The organism is Streptosporangium sp. NPDC001681, assembly GCF_040298085.1.
Classification (GTDB): domain Bacteria; phylum Actinomycetota; class Actinomycetes; order Streptosporangiales; family Streptosporangiaceae; genus Streptosporangium.
The window spans coordinates 39,373-59,900 of sequence record NZ_JBEOZN010000030.1; the positions used below are offsets into that span (position 1 = coordinate 39,373).

The window sequence follows — 20,528 nt, forward strand, 5'->3', positions numbered from 1 at the left end:
TCCTTGGGCCGATGCGAATCGAGGTCGACGGTTCACCCGTACAGATCGCGGCACCGAAACAACGCACCGTCCTCGCCATGCTGCTCGCACATGCCGGGCACGTCGTCCCGGTCCGTTCACTGGTGGCGGAGGTGTGGGACGAACGACCACCCCACTCGGCGGTGGCGAACCTGCGCACCTACCTCATGCAGTTGCGCAGGCTGGTGACCCCCGCCGATGATCCGGCCGACGAGCAGCTGGTCACCACGGAGGCCGGCTACCTGCTGCGGGTCGAGCCGACCGAGTTCGATCTCTCCCAGTTCGAGGCGCTGTCCGCGCACGGTCGCCAGGCGCTGACCCGCCGGGACCTCGGCACCGCGCAGGACGCGTACGCCCGAGCCCTCGCACTGTGGCGAGGGACGGCGGCCGAGGACGTGCCGCTGGGGCCGACCATGCGGGAGGTGGTCGCCCGCCTCAGCGACCAGTATCTGAGCGCGGTGGAGGAGCACACGGAGATCCAGCTCATGCTGGGCGGGCACGCGACAGTGGTCAGGCGACTGCGCGAGCTGATCAGGCGACATCCGCTGCGGGAGCGGCTGTACAGCCAGCTGATGGTGGCGTTGTACCGGTGCGGCGACGTGGTCGGCGCGCTGGACGTGTTCGGGATGGCTCGCCGGACCCTGGCCGAGGAACTCGGGCTCGACCCCGGACCGGACCTGCGCCGGCTACACCAGGCGGTCCTGCGCAGGGACCCGGATCTGATGTCGCCGAGCAGGCCACCGACCGGCGGGAACCCGGCCAGACCTCCGACAGTCGCGGACGGGCGCCCCCGGCCACGTCAGCTGCCGCGGGAGCCGACGATGTTCGTCGGCCGGTCGGCCGAACTCGCCCGGATGCTCACCGTGCTGCGCGGCCACCCGGAGGCGGGTACCGCACCGCCGGTCCTGACGCTGCACGGCCCCGGCGGAGTCGGCAAGTCGACGCTGGCGCTGCGGGCGGCGTACGCCATGGCCGACCGCTACGCCGACGGCCAGCTCTACGTCGACCTGCAGGGATCGAGTCCAGGCCTGCCGCCATTGCAGCCCGCCGAGGTGCTCGGCCGTTTCCTACGGGCCCTGGGAGTGCCGCACGGCGACATCCCCGCGGCGCCGGCGGAAGCGGCCACCCATTACCAGTCTCTGCTGGCCGACCGGCGAGTCCTGATCGTTCTTGACAACGCCGTCGACGCCGCCCAGGTCGCGCCGTTGGTGCCGGCGGGCGGCGGCTGCGCGGCGCTGGTCACCAGCCGGGCGGCGCTGACCACCATGGAGGCCGTGCAGGTCGCCGTCGAGGTGCTCGACGAGGCGGACTCGGTGCGGATGCTCGCGCAGCTGGCGGGTCAGTCGCGAGTGACCGCCGAGGCCGAGGCGGCGGCCGGCATCACCCGCCGGTGCGGCTATCACCCACTCGCGTTGCGCATCGCCGGCGCCCGTCTGGCCGCCCGCCCCGATTGGTCGCTTGAGCGGTTCGGCGAGCGGCTGCGGAACCGGCAGCGTCGCCTGGACGAGTTGCAGGCCGCTGACCTGGCCATCCGATCCTGCTTTGAGATCAGCTACGAAACGCTGAGGAGCGGCGTGAGCGCGGCGGCGCGCGCCTTCCGGCTGTTCGGAGTGCTCGATGTGCCGGAGGTCAGCCTTGAGCTCGCCGCCGCGCTGCTCGACGTCGAGCTGAAGGTGGCCGAGGCGGCGCTCGACGAGCTGACGGAGGTTCGCCTGCTGGAGCCGGTCGGCGACGGGCGATTTCGCATGCACGACCTCCTCAGGCTGTTCGCCGCCGAGCTGGCCGTGGCCGAGGATCTGCCGGCTGATCGGGTACGGGCCGTCCGGCGCGCACTGGACTGGTACCTCGATCTGTGCCGGCAGGTGAGCGACCTGGTGGAACCGCACCTGCGGCCAAAAGCGGGCCCGCCGGACGGACGGGACACAGGCGTGGCCTTCCGGAGCCCTGCGGAGGCGGTGCAGTGGTTCGAAACCGAGGTGCCGTGCCTGGTCGCGGCCGTCACCCAGGCGACGACCGGGGAGCCCGAAGTCGCTCGCTTCGTCACCGATCTGATGCCGCTGGTCAGAGCTCGGGCGACGAAGTGCGGTCACTGGCGGGAGCTTGAGACCATGGCCCGGCTCGCCATCGAGGTGGCGCGGCGGCATGGTGACACGACCGGTGAGGCGTTCACACTGACGACGCTGGGGGTGGTGGAGTGGCGCACCGGCCGGATCGACGCCGCTCGCGACTGCCTGCACCGCGCCCTCGAACTCCGGCGCGACCTGGGCGACCAGGAGGCCGAAGGGCTGGCGCTGCACAACCTCGGCTGGCTGAGCATGCGCACCGGTGATCTCGATGACGCCCTCGACCACATCACCGCGGGGCTGCGGCTGATCGAGGCACATGGGTCGAACCGGGCCGGCATGGTCAGGCACAACCTGGGCGAAGTCCTGCTCCAGCTCGGCCGTTCGACAGAGGCAGCCGATTGCTTCGAACGGTGCCTGTCCGTCCGGAGGGCGGACCGTGACCTGTACGGGGAGAGCATCACCCTGGCCGCGCTCGGCCGTGCCTACTGCCTGCTCGATCGTCGCGGCGAGGCACTGGCCACGTTCGAGGACGCGCTGAGCCGCTGCCGGGAGACCGGTAACCGGGAGGACGAGTGGGAAGTGCTGCTCAGCAGGTCCGAGATCTGGCTACGGCACGGTGATCCCGCCGCGGCTGTGGCCGACCTGGCCCAGACGCTGGAGCTGACCGCTCAGGTCGGTGACACCTACGGCCAGGCCGCCGCCACTCGCCAGTTCGCCAGGGCGCGTGCCGCGCTGGGCGACTCGCATGCGGCAGCGGAGGACGCCCGCAGGGCCGAGGTCCTCTTCGCGATGCCCGGGATGCGGCGCGATCCGGTGCTGGAGATGCTGCTCACCGCCCGGTTATAGCTCGGCTGTATCGGCGGCTGTACGTCCCCAAAATAGCGTTTCGGCTGCCCACATCGCTCGATGAAGGACTGAATCCACATGAACGTTCTGGGAAAGCTCGGCGACCACCTCCTCGGAAAGCTGGTGCCGAAGGCGACCGCGAAGGCTGACGCCTCCTTCTGGCAGACCTGCTACTGCTACGGGACGACCAGATACGCCAAGCTCTGCTACGTCGTCGGCGGTACGACCGGCTGCGTGCAGGGCTGCGAGAAGCACGGAAAGTGCTGACCGAGCCGAACTTGTAGTCCGAGCATGTTTCGCGGATCCTCACCACACGGGGATCCGCGAAACACGCCGGACAGTACGACTCGTGAGACGGTGAAGATGCTCTATCTGATGATCGCATGCCAGGCGTTGCTGGCCGGCGTCTTCGTGATCGCGCTGGCGGGCAAGGTGCGCGGGCGGGCGGCGCTCGACGAGTACGTGGCCTCGATCGTGGCCCTCGGGATGTTCCCGCGCGCGAGGTCCGTGGCGGCGGCGTACGCCGTGCTGGGGGCGGAGGCCGTGGTGATCCTCGCACTCGTGCTGCCGTACACCCTGCTTTTGGGCTTCGCGGCGGCGACGGCGTTGCTCATCGTCCTGACCGTCGGTATCTCGGTCGCCCTGCGACGGGGGCGGCACACGCCGTGCCGGTGCTTCGGCGCTTCCGTCACCCCGCTGGGCCGGACACACGTGGTGCGCAATCTCGTTCTGACGGCGATCGGCTGCGTCGGACTGGCGGCCGGTGCCGCCGTCGGCGGCACCGGGCCCGCGGCGCACCCGGCCGGTGTCGCACTCGCGCTGGCCGCCGCCGCCGTGGGCGTCCTGATCGTGGTGCGCCTCGACGACCTGATGGGCCTGTTCACCACTTCCGGCTCGCCGCACTGATGTGCCTGCGCCTGACGTCCCTAAGTGAGGTTGTCCGATGACTTTCCTGATCGCCGCCGTCGTGCTGGTCGGCGTGCTCTGCGTCTTCGACCTGCTGCTCACCTTCGCGGTGCTGCGCCGCCTTCGCGAGCACACCGCCGAGCTGGCGCGCCTCGCCGGAGGGACGCGGTTCGCTCCTTACGACCCGGGAGTCCTGGTCGGACGTACCCTGCCCTGGACCGACACCGACACCGACGGTGTCGACCGGCCGCGACTCGTGGCGTTCTTCGACGTCAACTGCGACGCGTGCCACGAGCACGCGCCACAGTTCGCCGTCACGGCCCGCGCCCAGGCTGCCATGGCGGTCATCTCCGGTGCCGGTCCGAGGGCCGACGACCTTGTCCAGATGGTTGCCGACGTGTCGAGCGTCATCACGGCCGAACGCGCCGACAGCCTGGTGAAGGCGGTCGGCGTCGAAGCCTTCCCGACGTTCTTGCGCGTCGGCCCGGACGGCACGATCGTGGCGGCGCAGACGGAACTCACGACCCTCGCCGAGATGGCGTCGGCGAAATGACGGCATCCCTGGCCTCCGACGCGAAGCCAGGTGAGGGCCGGCTGCGGCGGCTGCTGCGAGCTGTCGGCACGGTGACGTCACTGTGCTGGCGGGCCGGACCCGGTCTGGCGGCGTCCCAGTTGGCGGTCACCGTCGTCGGCGGCCTGCTGCCCGTGGGGACCGTGTGGATGACGAAGCTTCTCATCGACGAGCTGGCGACCGGTCGCCCCGACCACGTACTGCTGCCGGTCAGCGGCCTCACCGCCATCGGGCTGGTCTCCGGTGTGCTGCCGCAGCTCATCATGTACCTGCGGGCCGAGTCGGAGCGCAGGCTGGATCGCCTGATGCAGGACCGCCTGTACACGGCGGTAAACGGATTCCAGGGCCTGTCGAGGTTCGAGAATCCGGCGTTTCTGGACGGGCTGCGCCTGGCCACCCAGGCTTCGGGAAGCACGTTGGCGCCCATCACCTCGGGTCTGTTCGACATCGGGCGCAATGCCATCACGCTGGTCAGTCTCTTGGCCGCCCTGGCCGTGCTGAGCCCGCTCATGGCGGGACTGGTGGCGCTGGCGGCGATTCCCGCCCTGGTCGCCCGGATGTCGCTGGAGAAGCGGCGGATGATGATGATCGCCGGGCAGTCCACGTCGATCCGGCGGCAGCTCTTCTACTCCTCCATGATCACCGACGTGCAGGCCGCGAAAGAGGTCCGGCTCTTCGGGCTGGGCGGCTTCCTCAAGGATCGGATGTTCGGAGAGCTGGCCACCGTCCAGGCCGGTGAGCGGCGGCTGGACCGGCGGGAGGCGCTCACCCAGTCGCTGCTCGCGACGCTCTCCGCCGCGGTCAGCGGCGTGGGGTTGATCTGGGCGGTGTACGCGGCGGTGGACGGCCGGTTGAGCCTCGGCGACGTGACCGCGTTCGCCGCCTCCGTGGCCGGAACGCAGGGTGCACTGATCTCGGTGGTGGAGAACGTGGCCAACGCCCGTCAGGCGCTGTCCCTGTTCGGTTACCACGAGCAGGTGACATCGCTGCCCGACGACCTGCCGCCGCCGCGTCGCTCCACGGAGGGGTCGGCCACCACGCTGCCCGCGCTGCGGCGGGGCATCGAACTGCGCGATGTGTGGTTTCGATACGACGAGAGCCACCCATGGGTGCTGAGGGGAGTCGACCTGACGATCCCGCACGGCACGTCGGTCGCGCTGGTAGGGCTCAACGGGGCCGGCAAGAGCACTTTGATCAAGCTGTTGTGCCGGTTCTACGATCCGTCCCGGGGATCGATCCTCTGGGACGGCGTGGACCTGCGCGCCGTACCACCTGCCGAACTGCGCGCCAGGATGGGCGTGCTCTTCCAGGACTACATGAGCTACGACCTGACCGCGGCGGAGAACATCGGGGTGGGGGAGATCGAGGCTCTGTCCGACCGCGCCAGGATCCAGGCCGCCGCCGGGATGGCGGACGTCCACGACATCGTCGAGGCGCTGCCCCGAGGCTACGACACGCTGCTGAGCCGGATTTTCTTCGGGGACGAGGAGGAGGACACGCAGACCGGGGTGCTGCTCTCCGGAGGCCAGTGGCAACGTCTGGCCCTGGCCCGCACGATGGTGCGCGAGCAGCGCGACCTGCTCATCCTCGACGAACCCAGCTCGGTTCTGGACGCGCAGGCCGAGTACGAGATGCACCGGCGGCTGCGCGAGCATCGCATGGGGCGCACCAGCCTGCTCGTGTCGCACCGGCTCGGTTCTGTCCGCGACGCGGACCTGATCGTCGTACTCGGCGACGGCCGGATCGTCGAGCGGGGAACGCACGACGACCTCATGGCCGCGGGCGGAGGATACTCCCAGCTGTTCGAGGTGCAGGCCAGGGGCTATCGCGAGGATGCCGGCGTTCAGTGACCGGCCCCCCCGAATGGCTCGCCAAGCAGATCACCCGCATGGGCGTTCCGACCATCGCCGCCGGGTCAGGAGTCATTGACGGAGTGAGTACTCACTCCGAATACTAGGTGCATGGAAACCACCGCCGCCCGGCGGCGCGCGCCGGGAATGAACCCGGAGCGGCGCCGCCAGATGATCGTGGCCGTCGCCCTCCCCCTGGTCGCCGAGTACGGCGCCGCGGTGACCACCGCCCAGATCGCCAGGGCCGCCGGAATCGGCGAGGCCACGATCTTCCGGGCGTTCACCGACAAGGACGAGTTGCTCGACGCCTGCATGGCCGAGGCGCTCCGCCCGGACCACGTGCTGGAACAGCTCGCCGCGATCCCGCTCGACCAACCGCTGGCCGGGCGTCTCGTCGAGGCCGCCGACGCGATGCGGGCGCACATGGCCCGGATCGGCACCGTCATCGCCGCCCTGCACGCCTCAGGGCGCCGCCCTCGCGACCGCCCCGGTGTGCGGCTTCCCTCTCGAGGCCCCGAGGCGGCGTCCCGGGCCCCTGCGGGCGCGCCCTCTCCGCCAAAGCAGGAGGCCGGAACGCCCGCCCCGAGCCGAGGGGAGGGAGATCCGTCACCGGAGCGCGAGGATGCGGCCCGGCTTGACCGGGAGTCCTCGTTCAGGGAGACCCACACGGCGCTGGCCGAGTTGTTCGAGCCCGAGCGCGACTCCCTCCGGCTGCCCCCGGAACGCCTGGCCGCGCTCTTCCTCGCCATGGTGTTCTCCAGCGCCCGCCAGCCGGAGGGCGCCCCCGAGCTGAGTGCCGACCTCGTCGACGTGTTCGTCCACGGCGCCCTGACCTGAGCCGACTCGCCGTGGGCCGGCCCGGTCCCGCTCGGCCTCATCCGCCCGGCCGACCCCCGGGGCCGCCGCTTCGGAGCGTCACGGCCGAAGGAGGGCGTCGCGGCCTACCGGGTGCCCGGCGGCCCCCCTGCCCACCCCGATCTCACCTGACCGCACCCCTCTGCCCCGTCCTCGGACGATCTCCGAAGACCCCACAGAAAGGCCCCGCAATGACGATCACGTTGAACCACACCATCGTGCCCGCGCTCGACAGGCAGGAGGCGGCCGACTTCTTCGCAGGCATCATGAACCTGGAGTGCCTGCCGCCCGCCGGGGCACACGGTCACTTCGCCCCGGTCCGGGTGAACGGGTCTCTCACCCTCGACTTCATGACCGTGGCAGACCCCGAAGGGCACCACCTGGCCTTCGACGTCGACCCGGCCACCTTCGACGGGATCCTCGCCCGGCTCAAGGACCGGGGCGTGCCGTACGGCAACCACCCCGCCCACCACGACAATGGGCGGATCGACCATCCACTCCGCCCGCGCGGCCTGTTCTTCGCGGACGAGACGGGCAACCTCTACGAGGTCATGTCCGACTGACCGCCACGCCCCGGGCCGGTCCAGGTGAAGCGGGGCGGACGACGTTCGAGGAAGGCCGCGACGCCCTCGGCGACCTCCTCACGCGCCTCCTTCTGCCACAGCAGGAAGCGCGCCTCGTCGGCGCGGCCGTCCACGATCTCCTTCGCGGCGGCCACCGTCAGCTGGGAGCGGCCGGCCAGGGTGCGGGCGAGGCCGTACACGCGCTCGGACAGCTCCGCTGCCGGCAGGACCTCGTCCACCAGGCCGGTGCGCAGGGCGCGGTCGGCACCGATGAGCTCCGCGGAGAAGAGCAGGAACTTGGCGGTGGACGGGCCGACGGCGGCGGTGAGGCGGCGGGTGGAGCTCGGCGGGTAGACGATGCCGAGCTTGGCGGGAGTGATGCCGAAACGGGCTCCCTCGGCGGCCAGGCGCAGGTCACAGGCGAGGGCGAGCTGGCAGCCGCCGCCCACGCAGAAGCCCTCGATCATCGCGATCACCGGTTTGGGGAACTCCGCCAGCGCCCGCTCCGCGGCGACTGTCGCCCCCGTGTCATCGCCGCTCTCGTCACCGTTGCCGGCGAGTTCGGCGATCTCCGAGATGTCGGCCCCGGAGCAGAAGGTACCTGCCGCCCCGGTGAGCACCAGCACCCGCACGGCCGGATCGTCCGCCAGCGGCGCGAGCAGCGCGGGCAGGGCCCGCCACATGGCCGCGCTCAGCGCGTTGCGCTTCTCTGGGCGGTTGATCCTCAACGTGGCGACATGCTGGTCGACGGACAGTTCAAAGCCTTCGGAGATCTGCACGGGATAGATTCTCCCGGTACGCTTCATGATCTTGTCGTCAGACCACCCCAAAGCATGAGAAACCACACGTTCGGCATCATTTGCCCCTTGCAGTGAGCACTCCTGTGCGCCACCGCGCCCGAACGGCCGCGGTGGCCGCGACGGGTGCCGCCGCGACCTCGGTATCCGAGACATCCGGAGGACTCTGCCCACCGGACATCGCGGGACGCCTCCGGACCGCACTCCCGACGCGGCCGGCCCAGGAAACCGGCCGCCTCAGGACGGAGCCGGCCGACCACCATCCTCATCGCCGGAACGTGCCGGCGCCGTCAGGCCGGTGAGCGTCCCGGGAAGGGTGGCGGGCAGGGGCGGATTCTCGACCCGGAAACGAGGCAGAGCCTGGGGGTACTTCTCGCGGACGAAGGCCACCAGGTGCTCGCGGATGTCGCACTTGAGGTCCCAGGCACTGGCGGAGTCGGCGGCGCTCATCAGGGCGCGCAACTCCAGCAGCCCGTTGGGAAGGGTGTCGGTGACCTGGAGGGTCCAGTCCTTCTGGTCCCAGAGCGGGTGCACGCGCAGGGCGTGGTAGAGCTCGGTGCGCAGTTCCTCGACCGGCACCGACCAGTCGACCCGGATGAACACGTGGCCGATCACCCTGCTGCTGTGCCGGGTCCAGTTCTCGAACGGGTTGGTCGTGAAGTAGGAGACGGGCAGGACCAGCCGGCGCTCGTCCCACAGCCGCAGCACCACGTAGGTCAGGCTGAGCTCCTCGATGCGGCCCCACTCGCCCTTCACCACGACGACGTCGTCCAGGCGGAGCGCGTCGCTGAAGGCCAGCTGAAGGCCGGCGAGCAGGTTGCCCAGTGTCGACTGGGCGGCGATGCCGACGACGACGCCGGCGATCCCGGCCGAGGCCAGCAGACCGGCGCCGAGCGCCCGCACCTGGGGGAAGGTGAAGAGCATCGCGCCCAGCGCCACCACGATGATCACCGCCGAGGCGACCCTGCGGACCAGGGTGATCTGGGTACGGATGCGGCGCGCCCTGCGGTTGCCCTCGCCCTGGACCGTGACCAGGCGGTCCAGGACCACGTCGGTGACGGCGTAGGCGGCCTGGATGACCAGCCAGGTAGCGCACCCGATCATCGCCACGCTGAGGCCGCGGTCGATCACCTGGCTGACTGAGCCCTCCGCCATACCGGGCTCGTAGGCGGTGTAGGCGGTCGCCACGGCGGCCATGGCGAACCCCGGCCAGGTGCAGCGGCTCACGACCGGACCGGCGAGCGCCCACTTCTCACCGATCAGCCGTGAGCGCAGCACCCTGCGCACCACCTCGACCGCCACGACTGCGGCGGCCACGGAAATGATCATGATGATCCAGCTGGACACTGACGACTGCCCCTTCGTCGCTCTCTTCCCCGGACCATCAGCCAATCAGAAGGACTCGTCGAAAGCGACATTCCCCTCGACGGCTATCTGGTAGGCCGAAACCCGCCGCTCGAAGAAGTTGGCCAGCTCCTGCACGTCCTGCAACTCCATGAACGCGAACGGGTTGGCCGTGCCGTACCGGACGGGCATCTGGAGCCTGACCAGCCGCTGGTCGGCCACGTACTCAAGGTAGCGCCGCATCTGCTCCACCCCCATTCCCGGCAGACCGTCGCCGCACAGGTCGGCCGCGAAGGCCAGTTCGGCCGCCACCGCCTCCTCGATCATCTGGGTGACCTGCTCGGTGAGCTTGTCGTCGAACAGGCCGGGCTCCTCGGCCCGCACGGTCTCCACGACGCCGAAGGCGAACTCCATGTGCATGGACTCATCACGGAAGACCCAGTTCGTCCCGGTGGCCAGGCCGCTGAGCAGCCCTCTGGCGCGGAACCAGTAGACGTAGGCGAAGGCCCCGTAGAAGAACAGACCCTCGATGCACGCCGCGAAGCAGATCAGGTTGAGCAGGAACGTCCGCCGGTCCTCCCTGGTCTCCAGCCGGGTCAGCCCGCCGAGCGAGTCGATCCAGCGGAAGCAGAACTCCGCCTTGTCGCGGATCGAGGGGATGTGCTCGACTGCGGCGAACGCCTTGACCCGCTCGTCGTGGTCGGGCAGGTAGGTGTCCAGCAGGGTCAGGTAGAACTGGACGTGCACCGCCTCCTCGAACAGCTGCCTGCTGAGATAGAGACGCGCCTCGGGGGCGTTGAGGTGCTGGTAGAGGTTGAGGACGAGGTTGTTGGCCACGATCGAGTCGCCGGTGGCGAAGAACGCCACGAGGCGGTTGATCAGGTGACGCTCCTCGGGCGTCATCCTCGCCAGGTCCGCCAGGTCGGAGGCGAGATCCACCTCCTCGACGGTCCAGGTGTTGCGGATCGCGGCCCGGTAGCGCTCGTAGAACTCGGGGTAGCGCATCGGCCGCAGGGTGAGATCCATGCCGGGGTCGAGCAACATCGGGAAAATGCCTTTCGGAGTGGCTGAGGGGTGACGGGGTGCCCTCGGGACGGGCCGCCGGCAGGCCTACTGGCAGGCGTCGCAGTACTCGGGGTTCTCCAGGGAGCAGGCGACGGCCTGGGGGTCGAGGACGGGGACGGGGACCTCCCCGGCCACCGGTGCCGCCACGGTGGCCTGCGCGATCCGGGTGGCCGGGCGCGAGCGCAGGTAGTAGGTGGTCTTCAGGCCCGACTTCCAGGCGTAGGCGTACATCGAGGAGAGCTTGCCGATGGTCGGCGTGGCCATGAACAGGTTCAGCGACTGCGACTGGTCGATGTACGGGGTGCGTGCGGCGGCCAGGTCGATCAGCGCCTTCTGCGGCAGCTCCCAGGCGGTCCGGTAGAGCAGCTTCAGGTCGGCGGGGATCTCGGGAATGTCCTGGACGGAGCCGTCGGCGCGCTTGATCGCGTCACGGATCCGCGAGGTCCACAGCCCCCGGGCCCGTAGGTCGGCGACGAGATAGCGGTTGACCTGGAGGAACTCACCCGAGAGGGTCTCGCGCTTGAAGATGTTGGAGACCTGCGGCTCGATGCACTCGTAGCAACCGGCGATGGAGGCGATCGTGGCCGTGGGCGCGATCGCGATCATCAGCGAGTTACGCAGCCCCGTTCCGGCGATCCGCTCCCTGAGCTCCGTCCACGCGGCCGACGTCGCGGCCCCGTAGTGGTCGGGGTGGAGCACCCCGGCGGCGGCCCTGGTCTCCCGGTACGAGGGGTGGCGGCCCCGCTCCACGGCCAGGTCCGAGGAGGTCCGGTAGGCGGCCAGCGCGATCTCCTCGGAGATCCGGGTGGACAGCTTCAGCGCCCGCGGCGAGTCGAACGGCAGCCGCAGCGTGAACAGCACGTCGGCCAGGCCCATCACGCCGAGCCCGATCGGGCGCCACCTCTGGTTGGCGGCCCGGGCCTCGGGGGTCGGGTAGAAGCCCAGGTCGATGGTGCGGTCGAGGAACCGCACGGCGGTGCGGACCGTCGCGCGCAGCCGCGCCCAGTCGATGCCCTCTCCGGAGTCCCCGGACAGGTGGGCGGCCAGGTTGATCGAGCCGAGGTTGCAGACCGCGGTCTCGGCGTCGCTGGTGACCTCGAGGATCTCGGTGCAGAGGTTCGACAGATGGATGACGTTTTCCGGCCTGGCCGTCTGGTTGGAGGTCCGGTTGGCCGCGTCCTTGAAGGTCATCCAGCCGTTGCCGGTCTGGGCGAGCGTGCGCATCATCCGGCCGTACAGGGTGCGGGCGGGGAGCTGCGCGGTGAACCGGCCCTCGGCCTCGGCGGCCCGGTAGGCGTCGTCGAACGCGGCGCCGTACAGGTCGGTGAGGTGCGGGACCTCCTTGGGGTCGAACAGTGACCACACGCCGTCGGCCTCGACCCGGCGCATGAACTCGTCGGGGATCCAGTTGGCCAGGTTCAGGTTGTGCGTGCGGCGGGCCTCCTCGCCGGTGTTGTCGCGCAGTTCGAGGAACTCCTCGATGTCGGCGTGCCAGGGCTCCAGGTAGACGCAGGCCGCGCCCTTGCGGCGGCCGCCCTGGTTGACCGCGGCGACGCTTGCGTCCAGGGTGCGCAGCCAGGGCACGATGCCGTTGGAATGGCCGTTGGTACCGCGGATCAGCGAGCCCCGCGAGCGGATCCGGCTCCAGGCGATCCCGATGCCCCCGGCGTACTTCGACAGCCGCGCGACCTGCCCGTAGCGCTCGTAGATGGCCTCCAGCTCGTCGCGGGGCGAGTCGAGCAGGAAGCACGAGGAGAGCTGGGGCCTGCGCGAGCCGGAGTTGAACAGCGTGGGCGAACTGGGCAGGTAGGACAGGGTGGCCATGAGCGCGTACAACTCGGCGGCCTCCTCGACGGTCTCGGACAGGCCGCAGGCCACCCGGAGGAAGAAGTGCTGCGGGCGCTCCAGCACCTTGCGGGTGCGCGGGTGACGCAGCAGGTAGCGGTCGTAGACGGTACGCAGCCCGAAGTACTCGAATCTGGCGTCGGCGTCCGGCTCGATGAGCGCGTCCAGGACCCCGGCGTGGGCGGCCACGAACTCCGCGAGCCCGTCGGCGATCAGCCCCGCCTCGTGCGTCGCGGCGACCGACTCGGAGAAGTCGCGGACGCCGTGCTCGGCGGCCTCGTCGGCGATCAGCTCGGCCAGCAGCGCGGCGGCGACCCTGGAGTTCTCGGGGTCGGTGATCACCCGGGCCGCCGCCTCGTCGATGGCCAGCCTGCGATCGACCGGCGCGTTCCCGGCGTTCTCCGCCGCGGTTCCCGCCGCGATCCCTGCTGCGGTCTCTGCCAAGGCCTGTGTCACGTGGTGTTCCTCGCTCGCTCTGACTTCCCCGTACGGCTCCGCCGGAGGGGCACGCGTCCGCGAGCGATCCCGGGCACGCCGGACCGCCTCGTTCCGCGGGCCCTCCCACGAGGCCCTGGACAATCACGTCACCGGCAGGTCTTCGGACTCACGGGCGCCCTGCGCATGCCTACCGGCCGTCGCTTCCCGGGCATGGTTCACCCAGTGCTCACATGACGGCTTTCGTTCCCGTTCACCGCTGCGGGGCAGTCCCGGAATCTCACCGGGTTCCCTCTTGCCTCGCCCCTCCCGGGGCGAACCAGCAACGAGCAGGATCCTACATCTAGGGGCGTCTGACGCAACTACCCCAACAAGTTGTGTCGGAGGACTTCAGTAGCCCGAGCTCGTGAAGCACCCCGCGGGTGCGGGCCGTCTCGGTGAAGAGCCACTGGCGGAAGTCGTCGCCGCTGAGGTAGACCCGGCTCCATCCATTGGCCGCGCACAGGGCGCGCCAGCGCGGCGCGGCGTCGATCCTGTCACACAGGGCGATCGCGGCGTCCCGATCCGTCTGGCTCATGCCCTTGGGTCCCAGCAGGCCGCACCAGTCGCTGTACTCCAGCCGGACCTCGACCTCCAGGAGCGTCGGCGCGTCGATCCCGTCGAGCCGACTGCCCGAGGAGACCACCAGGGGACGCAGGCGGCCCGCGGTGATCTCGGGCCGCAGGGCGCGGGCCGACCCCAGCAGGGCCGCCACCCGTCCGACCTGGAGCGCCTCGGCGGCATCCTCGGCGCCGAGGAACCCCGCGTACTCCAGCAACCGGGCGTCCACCCCGAGGCACTTGCCGATCATGCCGTAGAGCACGTGGTCGGAACCGCCCTCCGGCCGGCCGCCGACCGTCAGCACCGCCGGGTTGCGGCGCAGCTCCGCGGCGAAGTCCTCGAAGGTGCGCAGGCGGGAGTCCGAGGGGACGACCAGGACCGTCCAGTCGCCGACCAGGCGGGCGAGAGGGGTGGCGGCGTCCACCACCGCGGCGGTGTTGGCGATCTCCGCGGCCGTCACCATCGGCATCGCGGTGACGAGCAGCGTGCCCTCGTGCGTGAACGAGCCGCGTACGGCGCCGAACGCGTCACGCGGGATGGAACCCAGGGCTCCCGGCCGCTCGACGGCCATGGCGGAGCGCGCCAGTCCCGACAGGACCAGGACGGAGGCGAGCCTGCCCGCGATGCCGTCCCAGCCGTGGCCGTCGGCGGTGGGTTCGAGGATGCTCAGGCGGCCCACGGCCGAGTCGGCGGAGTCACCGTTCAGGTCGCAGCCCGCGACGACCATGGCACCCGCCACCAGCGCGAAAAACCTCCTACGGCGCATAAGCGCCCCTTCCCCCAAGAACCCCCTATACCATAGGTTACCCTCTTATCACTATCTGTTACAGGCCGGGGACGGCCACCACCGGCGGCCGCCCCGGGAGCCGTCTCACTCCACCGTGACGCTCTTGGCCAGGTTGCGGGGCTTGTCGACGTCCCGCCCCAGTGCCACGGCGGCATGGTAGGCGAAGAGCTGAAGCGGGATCGACAGCAGGATCGGGTCCAGCTCGGTCTCGTTCCTGGGCACCACGACGCAGTCGTCGGCCAGCTTGGGGTCGGCCGTGCGGTGACCGACCATGAGCACCCGGCCGCCCCGGGCGCGGATCTCACCCAGCGTGGTGAGGTTCTTGTCCAGCAGCTCGTCGTCGGGGACGATCGCCACGGTCGGCATGTCCGGGCCGATCAGCGCCAGCGGCCCGTGCTTGAGCTCGCTGGCCGGGTACGCCTCGGCGTGCACGTAGGAGATCTCCTTGAGCTTCTGCGCGCCCTCGCGGGCCACCGGATATCCCCGGACCCGGCCCACGAACATCATGCTCGGCGCCTCGGCGTACTTCTGCGCCAGCTCCTTGAGCCGCGGCTCCAGCGTCAGGATCTCCTTGATCTGGTCCGGCAGCCTCCGCAGGCCCTCGCAGATCCGGCGGCCGTCGGCGGGGGACAGGTCACGCACCCGGCCGAGGTGCAGCGCGAGCAGCGCGAAGGCCACGGCGGTCGAGGTGAACGCCTTCGTGCTCGCCACCGAGACCTCGGGACCCGCGTGCAGGTAGACGCCGCCGTCGCACTCACGGGCGATCGCGCTGCCCACGGTGTTGACGATGCCGAGCACCCGGCCACCCTTGCGCTTGAGCTCCTGGACGGCGGCGAGGGTGTCGTAGGTCTCCCCCGACTGGCTGATCGCCACATACAGGGTGTCCGCCTCCACCACCGGGCTGCGGTAACGGAACTCGCTGGCCGGCTCCGCGTCGGCCGGGATGCGCGCCAGCTCCTCGATGAGCTGCGCGCCGATCTGGCCCGAGTAGTACGCGGAACCACAGCCGATGATCTTCACCCGGCGGAACGAACGGGTCTCCCGCGCGTCCATGTTGAGGCCGCCCAGGTGGGCGATGTGGAAGCGGTCGTCCAGACGCCCGCGAAGCGTCCTGGCCACGGTGTCGGGCTGCTCGGAGATCTCCTTGAGCAGGTAGTGCTCGTAACCGCCCGTGTCGTAGTGCCCCGCCTCCCAGTCGACGGTCAGCGTCTCCTTGGCCGTCTCCCGCGCGTCGCTGGCGAAGGTGTTGAACCCGTCCGCCTTGAGCACGGCGATCTCGCCGTCCTCCAGGTGGACCACCTGGCGGGTGTAGCGGACCAGCGCGGCGACGTCCGACGCGGCGAACATCTCCTTCTCACCGATGCCCAGCACGATGGGGCTTCCGTTGCGGGCCACCACCACCTCGCCGGGGCGCTCGGAGTCGATCACCGCGATGCCGTACGTGCCGACGACCCGCTTGAGGGCGGTCCTGACGGCCTCCTCCAGGGAGTCGGCCTCCTTGACCGTACGGGCGATCAGGTGCGAGAGCACCTCGGTGTCGGTCTCCGACAGGAAGATCGCGCCGTCGGCCTCCAGCTTGGCGCGCAGCTCGTCGGCGTTCTCGATGATGCCGTTGTGCACGACGGCGATGCGCTCGTCGGTGGACAGATGAGGGTGGGCGTTGACGTCACTGGGCGCGCCGTGGGTGGCCCAGCGGGTATGGCCGATGCCCAGTCCGCCCTTGAACCGCGCGGGCACGACCGCCGCCAGGTCGGCCACCCGGCCCTTGACCTTGCGCATCTTCAGACCCTTGTTGGAGACCACCACCCCGGCCGAGTCGTAGCCCCGGTACTCAAGACGCTGCAGACCCTCCAGCAGGATGGGGGCCGCGTCCTTGGGCCCTACATAGGCCACGATTCCACACATGTAACCGTTCCTTATCCATAGACGATCCGGCGCAGCTGGCGCAGGGAGAGTTCGGGTGCCGCGACACGGCGTACCGCCAGCTCGGCGGCCAGCCTGGGGAAGATCTCGTCATTGACCAGCCCTCTCCCCTTGAGCTCCCCGTGACGCCGCCTGACGAACTCCTCAAGGGGTTCGGAGAAGTAGGCCAGCACGTCGGCGACGACTCGCGCCGCTTCGCCCGGGCCGAGGGCGCTCGTCCGGGTCAGGTGGGTGATCAGATCCTCATACGGATGCCGTGTCGTGGGCACAGAGCAGGACCATACGCATCCGGGAGAGAGCACACCAAGTTTCCTGCCCGATTTCGGGCAAAGAATCTCCACAATGCCGCAACCCCGCCACAACGCGCGACAATCGGCAATCTCTGATAACTCTAAGTAGCCATCAGAGGGGGAGGAACCATCATGCGCCGCCTACCGGGGATCACCGTCGTCGCCGCTCTCGCCGTACTGGTCTCGGCCGTCCCAGCACAGGCGGCACACCCGGGGGATCAGGTGACACGGCCTCGGAAGCGCCCGGCATCCACCACGACCGAGACCTCCCCCGGCGCTGTCGCCGGCACGCCGCCATCGGCGGGAACGGGTGCGCGGTCCGGCAGGCAGGCCGCCTTCGCGAAGGCGGCGCGGACGTACGGGGTGCCGGAGAGCGTACTGCTCGCGGTCTCCTACCTGGAGTCCCGCTGGGAGGGCCACCGCGGCCTGCCCAGCGTCTCCGCCGGCTACGGCCCGATGCATCTGGTCGACGGCCGGGCCAGGCCGGGCCGGCCGCACGGCGTCGGCGAGGACCCGCGCGGCGACGAGACCCGGCCGCGCGTGATCGCTCTTCCGCCCGTCGCGCCGGCCCCGCCCCAGGACACCCTGCGACGGGCCTCGGAACTGACCGGCCTGCCCCTCCGCCGGCTGCGCGAGGACCCCTCCGCCAACATCATGGGCGGTGCCGCGCTGCTCGCCGACTACCGGCGCCGCACCGGCGGGAGCCCCGGCACCGGCCCGGCGGGCTGGTACGACGCGGTGGCCCGCTATCCCGGCGTACCGGAAGAGGGCACCGTGGGAACGGAGGCGGCACGGTCCTTCGCCGACGAGGTCTACGCGACGATCCAGGCCGGTGCCGCGCGGGTGACCGACGACGGCGAACGGGTGGTGCTGCCCGCGACGCCGGGACTTTCCGCACCGCGGGCGCCACTCCCCGAACCGCCCGCTCCGATGGCACAGCGCCGCGCGCACGGCCCCACCCCCACCCCCGCACCCGTCACGGACATCGTCGTGAAACCCGCGACGGAGCCTGCCACGAAGATCGCCGCCGTGCTCGCCGCAGCCCCCTCCCCCCTGCCCACGGCGAGACCCGCGGTGGCACCCACAGTGGCCCCCACAGCGAGACCCACAGCGAAACCCACGGCGGCCCTCGCGGCGGCTCCCGTCGCGGAAGTCACTGCGGGGGCCACCGCGAGGGCCACTGCGGGAACCACTGCGGGGCCCGACTGCCCGAGGAACGTCTCCTGCGAGTGGCTCCCCGCCGTCTACCGGCGGCTCAAGGGCGGCGGCTACGGCAACCACGACCGCTCCGACGGTCCCCGGAAGATCGACTACATCGTGATCCACGACGGCGAGACGAGCTACGACGCGATGACCCGCCTGGTCAAGAACCCCGAATACCTGAGCTGGCACTTCACCATCCGCTCCAGCGACGGCCACATCGCCCAGCACCTACGGGCCAGGGACATCGGCTGGCACGCCGGAAACTGGTACGTCAACTCCCGCTCCATCGGCCTGGAGCACGAGGGCTACCTGGCCAGGGGCGGATCCTGGTTCACCGAGGCGATGTACCGGGCCTCGGCCAGACTGGTACGCCACCTCGCGGCCAAGTACGACGTCCCTCTCGACCGGGCGCACATCCTGGGGCACGACAACGTGCCGGGCACCACCCCGGAGACCGTGGGCGGCATGCACGACGACCCCGGCCCGTACTGGGACTGGAGCCACTACTTCGAACTGCTCGGCAGCCCGCTGCGCGCCTCCGGCGGTGACGCCGCGCGCTCGGTGCTGATCAAGCCCGACTACGGCACCAACAGCCCGAACTTCACCGGCTGTCCTGGAGGGTGCCGCAGCCTGGGCGCCTCCTCGGTCTGGCTGCACACCCGCCCCTCCCACACCGCGCCACTGGTCTCCGATATCGGCAAGCACCCCACCGGCGACTCCACGTACAGCGTCTACGACCACGCCGCCCGCGCCTCCAGCGGCCAGCGGTACGCGCTCGCCGAGCGCAGGGACGGCTGGACCGCGATCTGGTACCTCGGCCGGAAGGCGTGGTTCAGCGACCCCGCCGAGGCCCCCACCTCCCTGCCCGCGTCAGGCCCCCTGGTGACGCCCAGACCCGGCCGCTCCCCGATCAAGGTGTACGGCAGGGCCTATCCGAAGGCGCACGCCTACCCCGTGGGCGTCCCCGTGCAGCCCCTGACCCCGCTGCAGTACTCGATACCCGCCGGGCAGGTCTACAGCTCCGGCCCGACGACCCGTGCCTCGTACCTGCGGGCGGCCGCCTTCGATCCTGCCGAGCACCGCGTCGTCAGGGGCGAGATCCGCTACCGGCAGATCCAGTTCGGGCACCGGATCATGTTCGTCCGGGCCTCCGACGTCCAACCGGTCAGCAGGTGAAGATCTTCGTCAGACCCGATCTCTGCGCGCATCCGCCCCGCGGAGGCGCTAGAGTTTTCACGTGCCCCGGATTCGTCCCCGGGGAGCACGCGGAAGTGGCTCAGTGGTAGAGCATCACCTTGCCAAGGTGAGGGTCGCGGGTTCGAATCCCGTCTTCCGCTCCGGCAGGTCCTTTCAGGATCTGGCTGGTGGAGTGGCCGAGAGGCGAGGCAACGGCCTGCAAAGCCGTCTACACGGGTTCAAATCCCGTCTCCACCTCAGCGCACGACCTACGGACCCCCCGGGATCCGGTAGGGTTGTGCGAGCGCCGAGGGGAAACCCGAAGCGAAATGCGGAAGTGGCTCAGTGGTAGAGCATCACCTTGCCAAGGTGAGGGTCGCGGGTTCGAATCCCGTCTTCCGCTCTGGTGGTACCCGAGGACGATTAGCTCAGCGGGAGAGCGCTTCCCTGACACGGAAGAGGTCACAGGTTCAATCCCTGTATCGTCCACCGAGAAATCCCAGGCCCTCGGCCTGGGATTTTCTGTTTCCCAGTGCCGTGCCACCCGCACCGTGCCACCCGCGCGAGCGACAGGAGCGAGGCCCCGGCGTCCGGATCCCGCACGGCCCGCGGGTCAACCGCCGGGTCCCACCTCGTTGTTCGGCGCACCGTCGCCGCTGGTCGGCAGATCGCCGCGCTCCACCGGGCCGGGCAGCGGCGAGGGCGTCCCGGAACCGTCCGGGATCGCCTGCCGCGCTCCGGCCACGGCCGCCTTCAGCGCGGCCCGGTCGACCTCACCGACGCGGCCGTTCAACCGGATGAGGTGATCGGCTCGGACCGCCGTGTACTCATGGCGGCCCCCGCCCGAGCGGTACCAGCCCACCTCGTCACGCTCGCACCTCACCGGCGCCGACGGCGGGTCCGCGTCCATCAGCGGTGTGTCCGCGCACCGGGCGTCGCTGAACGTGCCGCGGTCGACCCTCAGCTGAACGCGCGCGCTCCCGGAGAAGTAGAAGGCTCCGAACCCGTCGTCCCCGATCACGCCGACCGACTGCTCGGCCAGCCGGTACCCCGGCAGATCCAGTGCGTAGATCAGCTCCGGAGCCGCTCCCTGCCGCCGCGCCTGATCCAGCACGCTCTGGCCGAGCGACGCCTCGGAACCGCAGCCGGACACCACCAGCCCGAGGACCGCGACGGAAACGAACCGTTCCTTCATTTTGATCACTTTGTCGTACCCGGTCCCCCTCCGACAACCTCGGCCTCGCGAGGTCCGCCGGAGCGCCCGGGAAAGGCCCTCCCCACCTGCTCTCACCCGGACTTCCCCGGTCGAACCCCGCCTGACGCGACCTCGGGTCCGGAACAATCATCACGATCACCTTTTTGGCCCGCGTCACCGGCGGGCAAAGAGG

The 20,528-nt window shown here is 70.3% G+C and carries 16 protein-coding genes, 4 tRNA genes and 1 riboswitch; of the genes, 12 read left to right on the forward strand and 8 right to left on the reverse strand.

The features are described 5' to 3' along the window. The first annotated feature begins 11 nt into the window (after positions 1-11). The 7 genes from ABT130_RS16330 (at position 12) to ABT130_RS16360 (ending at position 7,675) form a co-directional block, all read left to right on the forward strand. Positions 12-2,930: an AfsR/SARP family transcriptional regulator gene (locus tag ABT130_RS16330; RefSeq protein WP_350956200.1), complete on the forward strand. Its 2,919-nt coding sequence runs from the start codon at positions 12-14 to the stop codon at positions 2,928-2,930. 78 nt (positions 2,931-3,008) lie between these two features. Next, the gene (locus ABT130_RS16335; RefSeq protein WP_350919974.1) at positions 3,009-3,197 is read left to right on the forward strand and encodes a hypothetical protein; all 189 of its coding nucleotides are present in this window, start codon (positions 3,009-3,011) and stop codon (positions 3,195-3,197) included. 96 nt (positions 3,198-3,293) lie between these two features. Next, positions 3,294-3,836 (forward strand): MauE/DoxX family redox-associated membrane protein, encoded by a 543-nt coding sequence (locus tag ABT130_RS16340; RefSeq protein ID WP_350956252.1) that lies wholly within the window; start codon positions 3,294-3,296, stop codon positions 3,834-3,836. Between the two features lie 37 nt (positions 3,837-3,873). Further along, on the forward strand, positions 3,874-4,389 hold the full coding sequence (locus ABT130_RS16345) for a hypothetical protein (protein WP_350919980.1): 516 nt from the start codon (positions 3,874-3,876) through the stop codon (positions 4,387-4,389). Further along, on the forward strand, positions 4,386-6,257 hold the full coding sequence (locus tag ABT130_RS16350; RefSeq protein WP_350956202.1) for an ABC transporter ATP-binding protein: 1,872 nt from the start codon (positions 4,386-4,388) through the stop codon (positions 6,255-6,257). Before ABT130_RS16345 ends, ABT130_RS16350 begins: the two co-directional genes overlap by 4 nt. 111 nt (positions 6,258-6,368) lie before the next feature. Next, positions 6,369-7,094, forward strand: coding sequence for a TetR/AcrR family transcriptional regulator (locus ABT130_RS16355; RefSeq protein WP_350956204.1), 726 nt, complete (start codon positions 6,369-6,371; stop codon positions 7,092-7,094). Between the two features lie 209 nt (positions 7,095-7,303). Further along, positions 7,304-7,675 (forward strand): VOC family protein, encoded by a 372-nt coding sequence (locus tag ABT130_RS16360; RefSeq protein WP_350956206.1) that lies wholly within the window; start codon positions 7,304-7,306, stop codon positions 7,673-7,675. Here the strand turns inward: ABT130_RS16360 and ABT130_RS16365 are convergent. The 7 genes from ABT130_RS16365 to ABT130_RS16395 all read right to left on the reverse strand — a co-directional run bounded on the left by ABT130_RS16365 (position 7,654) and on the right by ABT130_RS16395 (position 16,740). Continuing rightward, positions 7,654-8,454, reverse strand: a complete 801-nt coding sequence (locus ABT130_RS16365) for an enoyl-CoA hydratase/isomerase family protein (protein ID WP_350956208.1) — start codon at positions 8,452-8,454, stop codon at positions 7,654-7,656. The two genes, ABT130_RS16360 and ABT130_RS16365, sit on opposite strands and share 22 nt — an antisense overlap. A gap of 255 nt (positions 8,455-8,709) precedes the next feature. Beyond that, positions 8,710-9,819, reverse strand: a complete 1,110-nt coding sequence (locus tag ABT130_RS16370) for a mechanosensitive ion channel family protein (RefSeq protein ID WP_350956210.1) — start codon at positions 9,817-9,819, stop codon at positions 8,710-8,712. Between the two features lie 45 nt (positions 9,820-9,864). Continuing rightward, the gene (locus tag ABT130_RS16375; RefSeq protein WP_350956212.1) at positions 9,865-10,860 is read right to left on the reverse strand and encodes a ribonucleotide-diphosphate reductase subunit beta; all 996 of its coding nucleotides are present in this window, start codon (positions 10,858-10,860) and stop codon (positions 9,865-9,867) included. A gap of 66 nt (positions 10,861-10,926) precedes the next feature. Beyond that, the gene (locus ABT130_RS16380; RefSeq protein ID WP_350956214.1) at positions 10,927-13,182 is read right to left on the reverse strand and encodes a ribonucleoside-diphosphate reductase subunit alpha; all 2,256 of its coding nucleotides are present in this window, start codon (positions 13,180-13,182) and stop codon (positions 10,927-10,929) included. Positions 13,183-13,298: 116 nt separating this feature from the next. Then, positions 13,299-13,500, reverse strand: a riboswitch (cobalamin riboswitch). A gap of 4 nt (positions 13,501-13,504) precedes the next feature. Further along, complete coding sequence (locus ABT130_RS16385) at positions 13,505-14,527, reverse strand: Bug family tripartite tricarboxylate transporter substrate binding protein (protein WP_350956216.1); 1,023 nt, start codon at positions 14,525-14,527, stop codon at positions 13,505-13,507. Positions 14,528-14,632: 105 nt separating this feature from the next. Continuing rightward, positions 14,633-16,453, reverse strand: a complete 1,821-nt coding sequence (glmS, locus tag ABT130_RS16390) for a glutamine--fructose-6-phosphate transaminase (isomerizing) (RefSeq protein ID WP_350956217.1) — start codon at positions 16,451-16,453, stop codon at positions 14,633-14,635. A gap of 11 nt (positions 16,454-16,464) precedes the next feature. Continuing rightward, positions 16,465-16,740, reverse strand: coding sequence for a hypothetical protein (locus tag ABT130_RS16395; protein ID WP_350920009.1), 276 nt, complete (start codon positions 16,738-16,740; stop codon positions 16,465-16,467). A gap of 153 nt (positions 16,741-16,893) precedes the next feature. Here ABT130_RS16395 and ABT130_RS16400 point away from each other — a divergent pair, with 153 nt between their 5' ends. From ABT130_RS16400 to ABT130_RS16420, 5 genes are all read left to right on the forward strand, one after another. Then, complete coding sequence (locus ABT130_RS16400) at positions 16,894-19,140, forward strand: N-acetylmuramoyl-L-alanine amidase (protein WP_350956219.1); 2,247 nt, start codon at positions 16,894-16,896, stop codon at positions 19,138-19,140. Between the two features lie 89 nt (positions 19,141-19,229). Next, positions 19,230-19,301, forward strand: a tRNA-Gly gene (locus tag ABT130_RS16405). Positions 19,302-19,327: 26 nt separating this feature from the next. Continuing rightward, positions 19,328-19,398: transfer RNA gene (locus ABT130_RS16410), tRNA-Cys, on the forward strand. A gap of 73 nt (positions 19,399-19,471) precedes the next feature. Further along, positions 19,472-19,543, forward strand: a tRNA-Gly gene (locus ABT130_RS16415). A 14-nt stretch (positions 19,544-19,557) separates the two neighbouring features. Continuing rightward, positions 19,558-19,629: transfer RNA gene (locus ABT130_RS16420), tRNA-Val, on the forward strand. A gap of 124 nt (positions 19,630-19,753) precedes the next feature. Here the strand turns inward: ABT130_RS16420 and ABT130_RS16425 are convergent. Next, complete coding sequence (locus ABT130_RS16425; RefSeq protein ID WP_350956221.1) at positions 19,754-20,335, reverse strand: hypothetical protein; 582 nt, start codon at positions 20,333-20,335, stop codon at positions 19,754-19,756. Positions 20,336-20,528 lie beyond the last annotated feature (193 nt).

Bases quoted from the DNA above. Each gene is read 5' to 3' on its own strand.
- ABT130_RS16330 (WP_350956200.1), top strand. From the start codon at position 12: ATGCGAATCGAGGTCGACGGTTCACCCGTACAGATCGCGGCACCGAAA.
- ABT130_RS16335 (WP_350919974.1), top strand. From the start codon at position 3,009: ATGAACGTTCTGGGAAAGCTCGGCGACCACCTCCTCGGAAAGCTGGTG.
- ABT130_RS16340 (WP_350956252.1), top strand. From the start codon at position 3,294: ATGCTCTATCTGATGATCGCATGCCAGGCGTTGCTGGCCGGCGTCTTC.
- ABT130_RS16345 (WP_350919980.1), top strand. From the start codon at position 3,874: ATGACTTTCCTGATCGCCGCCGTCGTGCTGGTCGGCGTGCTCTGCGTC.
- ABT130_RS16350 (WP_350956202.1), top strand. From the start codon at position 4,386: ATGACGGCATCCCTGGCCTCCGACGCGAAGCCAGGTGAGGGCCGGCTG.
- ABT130_RS16355 (WP_350956204.1), top strand. From the start codon at position 6,369: ATGGAAACCACCGCCGCCCGGCGGCGCGCGCCGGGAATGAACCCGGAG.
- ABT130_RS16360 (WP_350956206.1), top strand. From the start codon at position 7,304: ATGACGATCACGTTGAACCACACCATCGTGCCCGCGCTCGACAGGCAG.
- ABT130_RS16375 (WP_350956212.1), bottom strand. From the start codon at position 10,860: ATGTTGCTCGACCCCGGCATGGATCTCACCCTGCGGCCGATGCGCTAC.
- ABT130_RS16385 (WP_350956216.1), bottom strand. From the start codon at position 14,527: ATGCGCCGTAGGAGGTTTTTCGCGCTGGTGGCGGGTGCCATGGTCGTC.
- glmS (WP_350956217.1), bottom strand. From the start codon at position 16,453: ATGTGTGGAATCGTGGCCTATGTAGGGCCCAAGGACGCGGCCCCCATC.
- ABT130_RS16400 (WP_350956219.1), top strand. From the start codon at position 16,894: ATGCGCCGCCTACCGGGGATCACCGTCGTCGCCGCTCTCGCCGTACTG.
- ABT130_RS16425 (WP_350956221.1), bottom strand. From the start codon at position 20,335: ATGAAGGAACGGTTCGTTTCCGTCGCGGTCCTCGGGCTGGTGGTGTCC.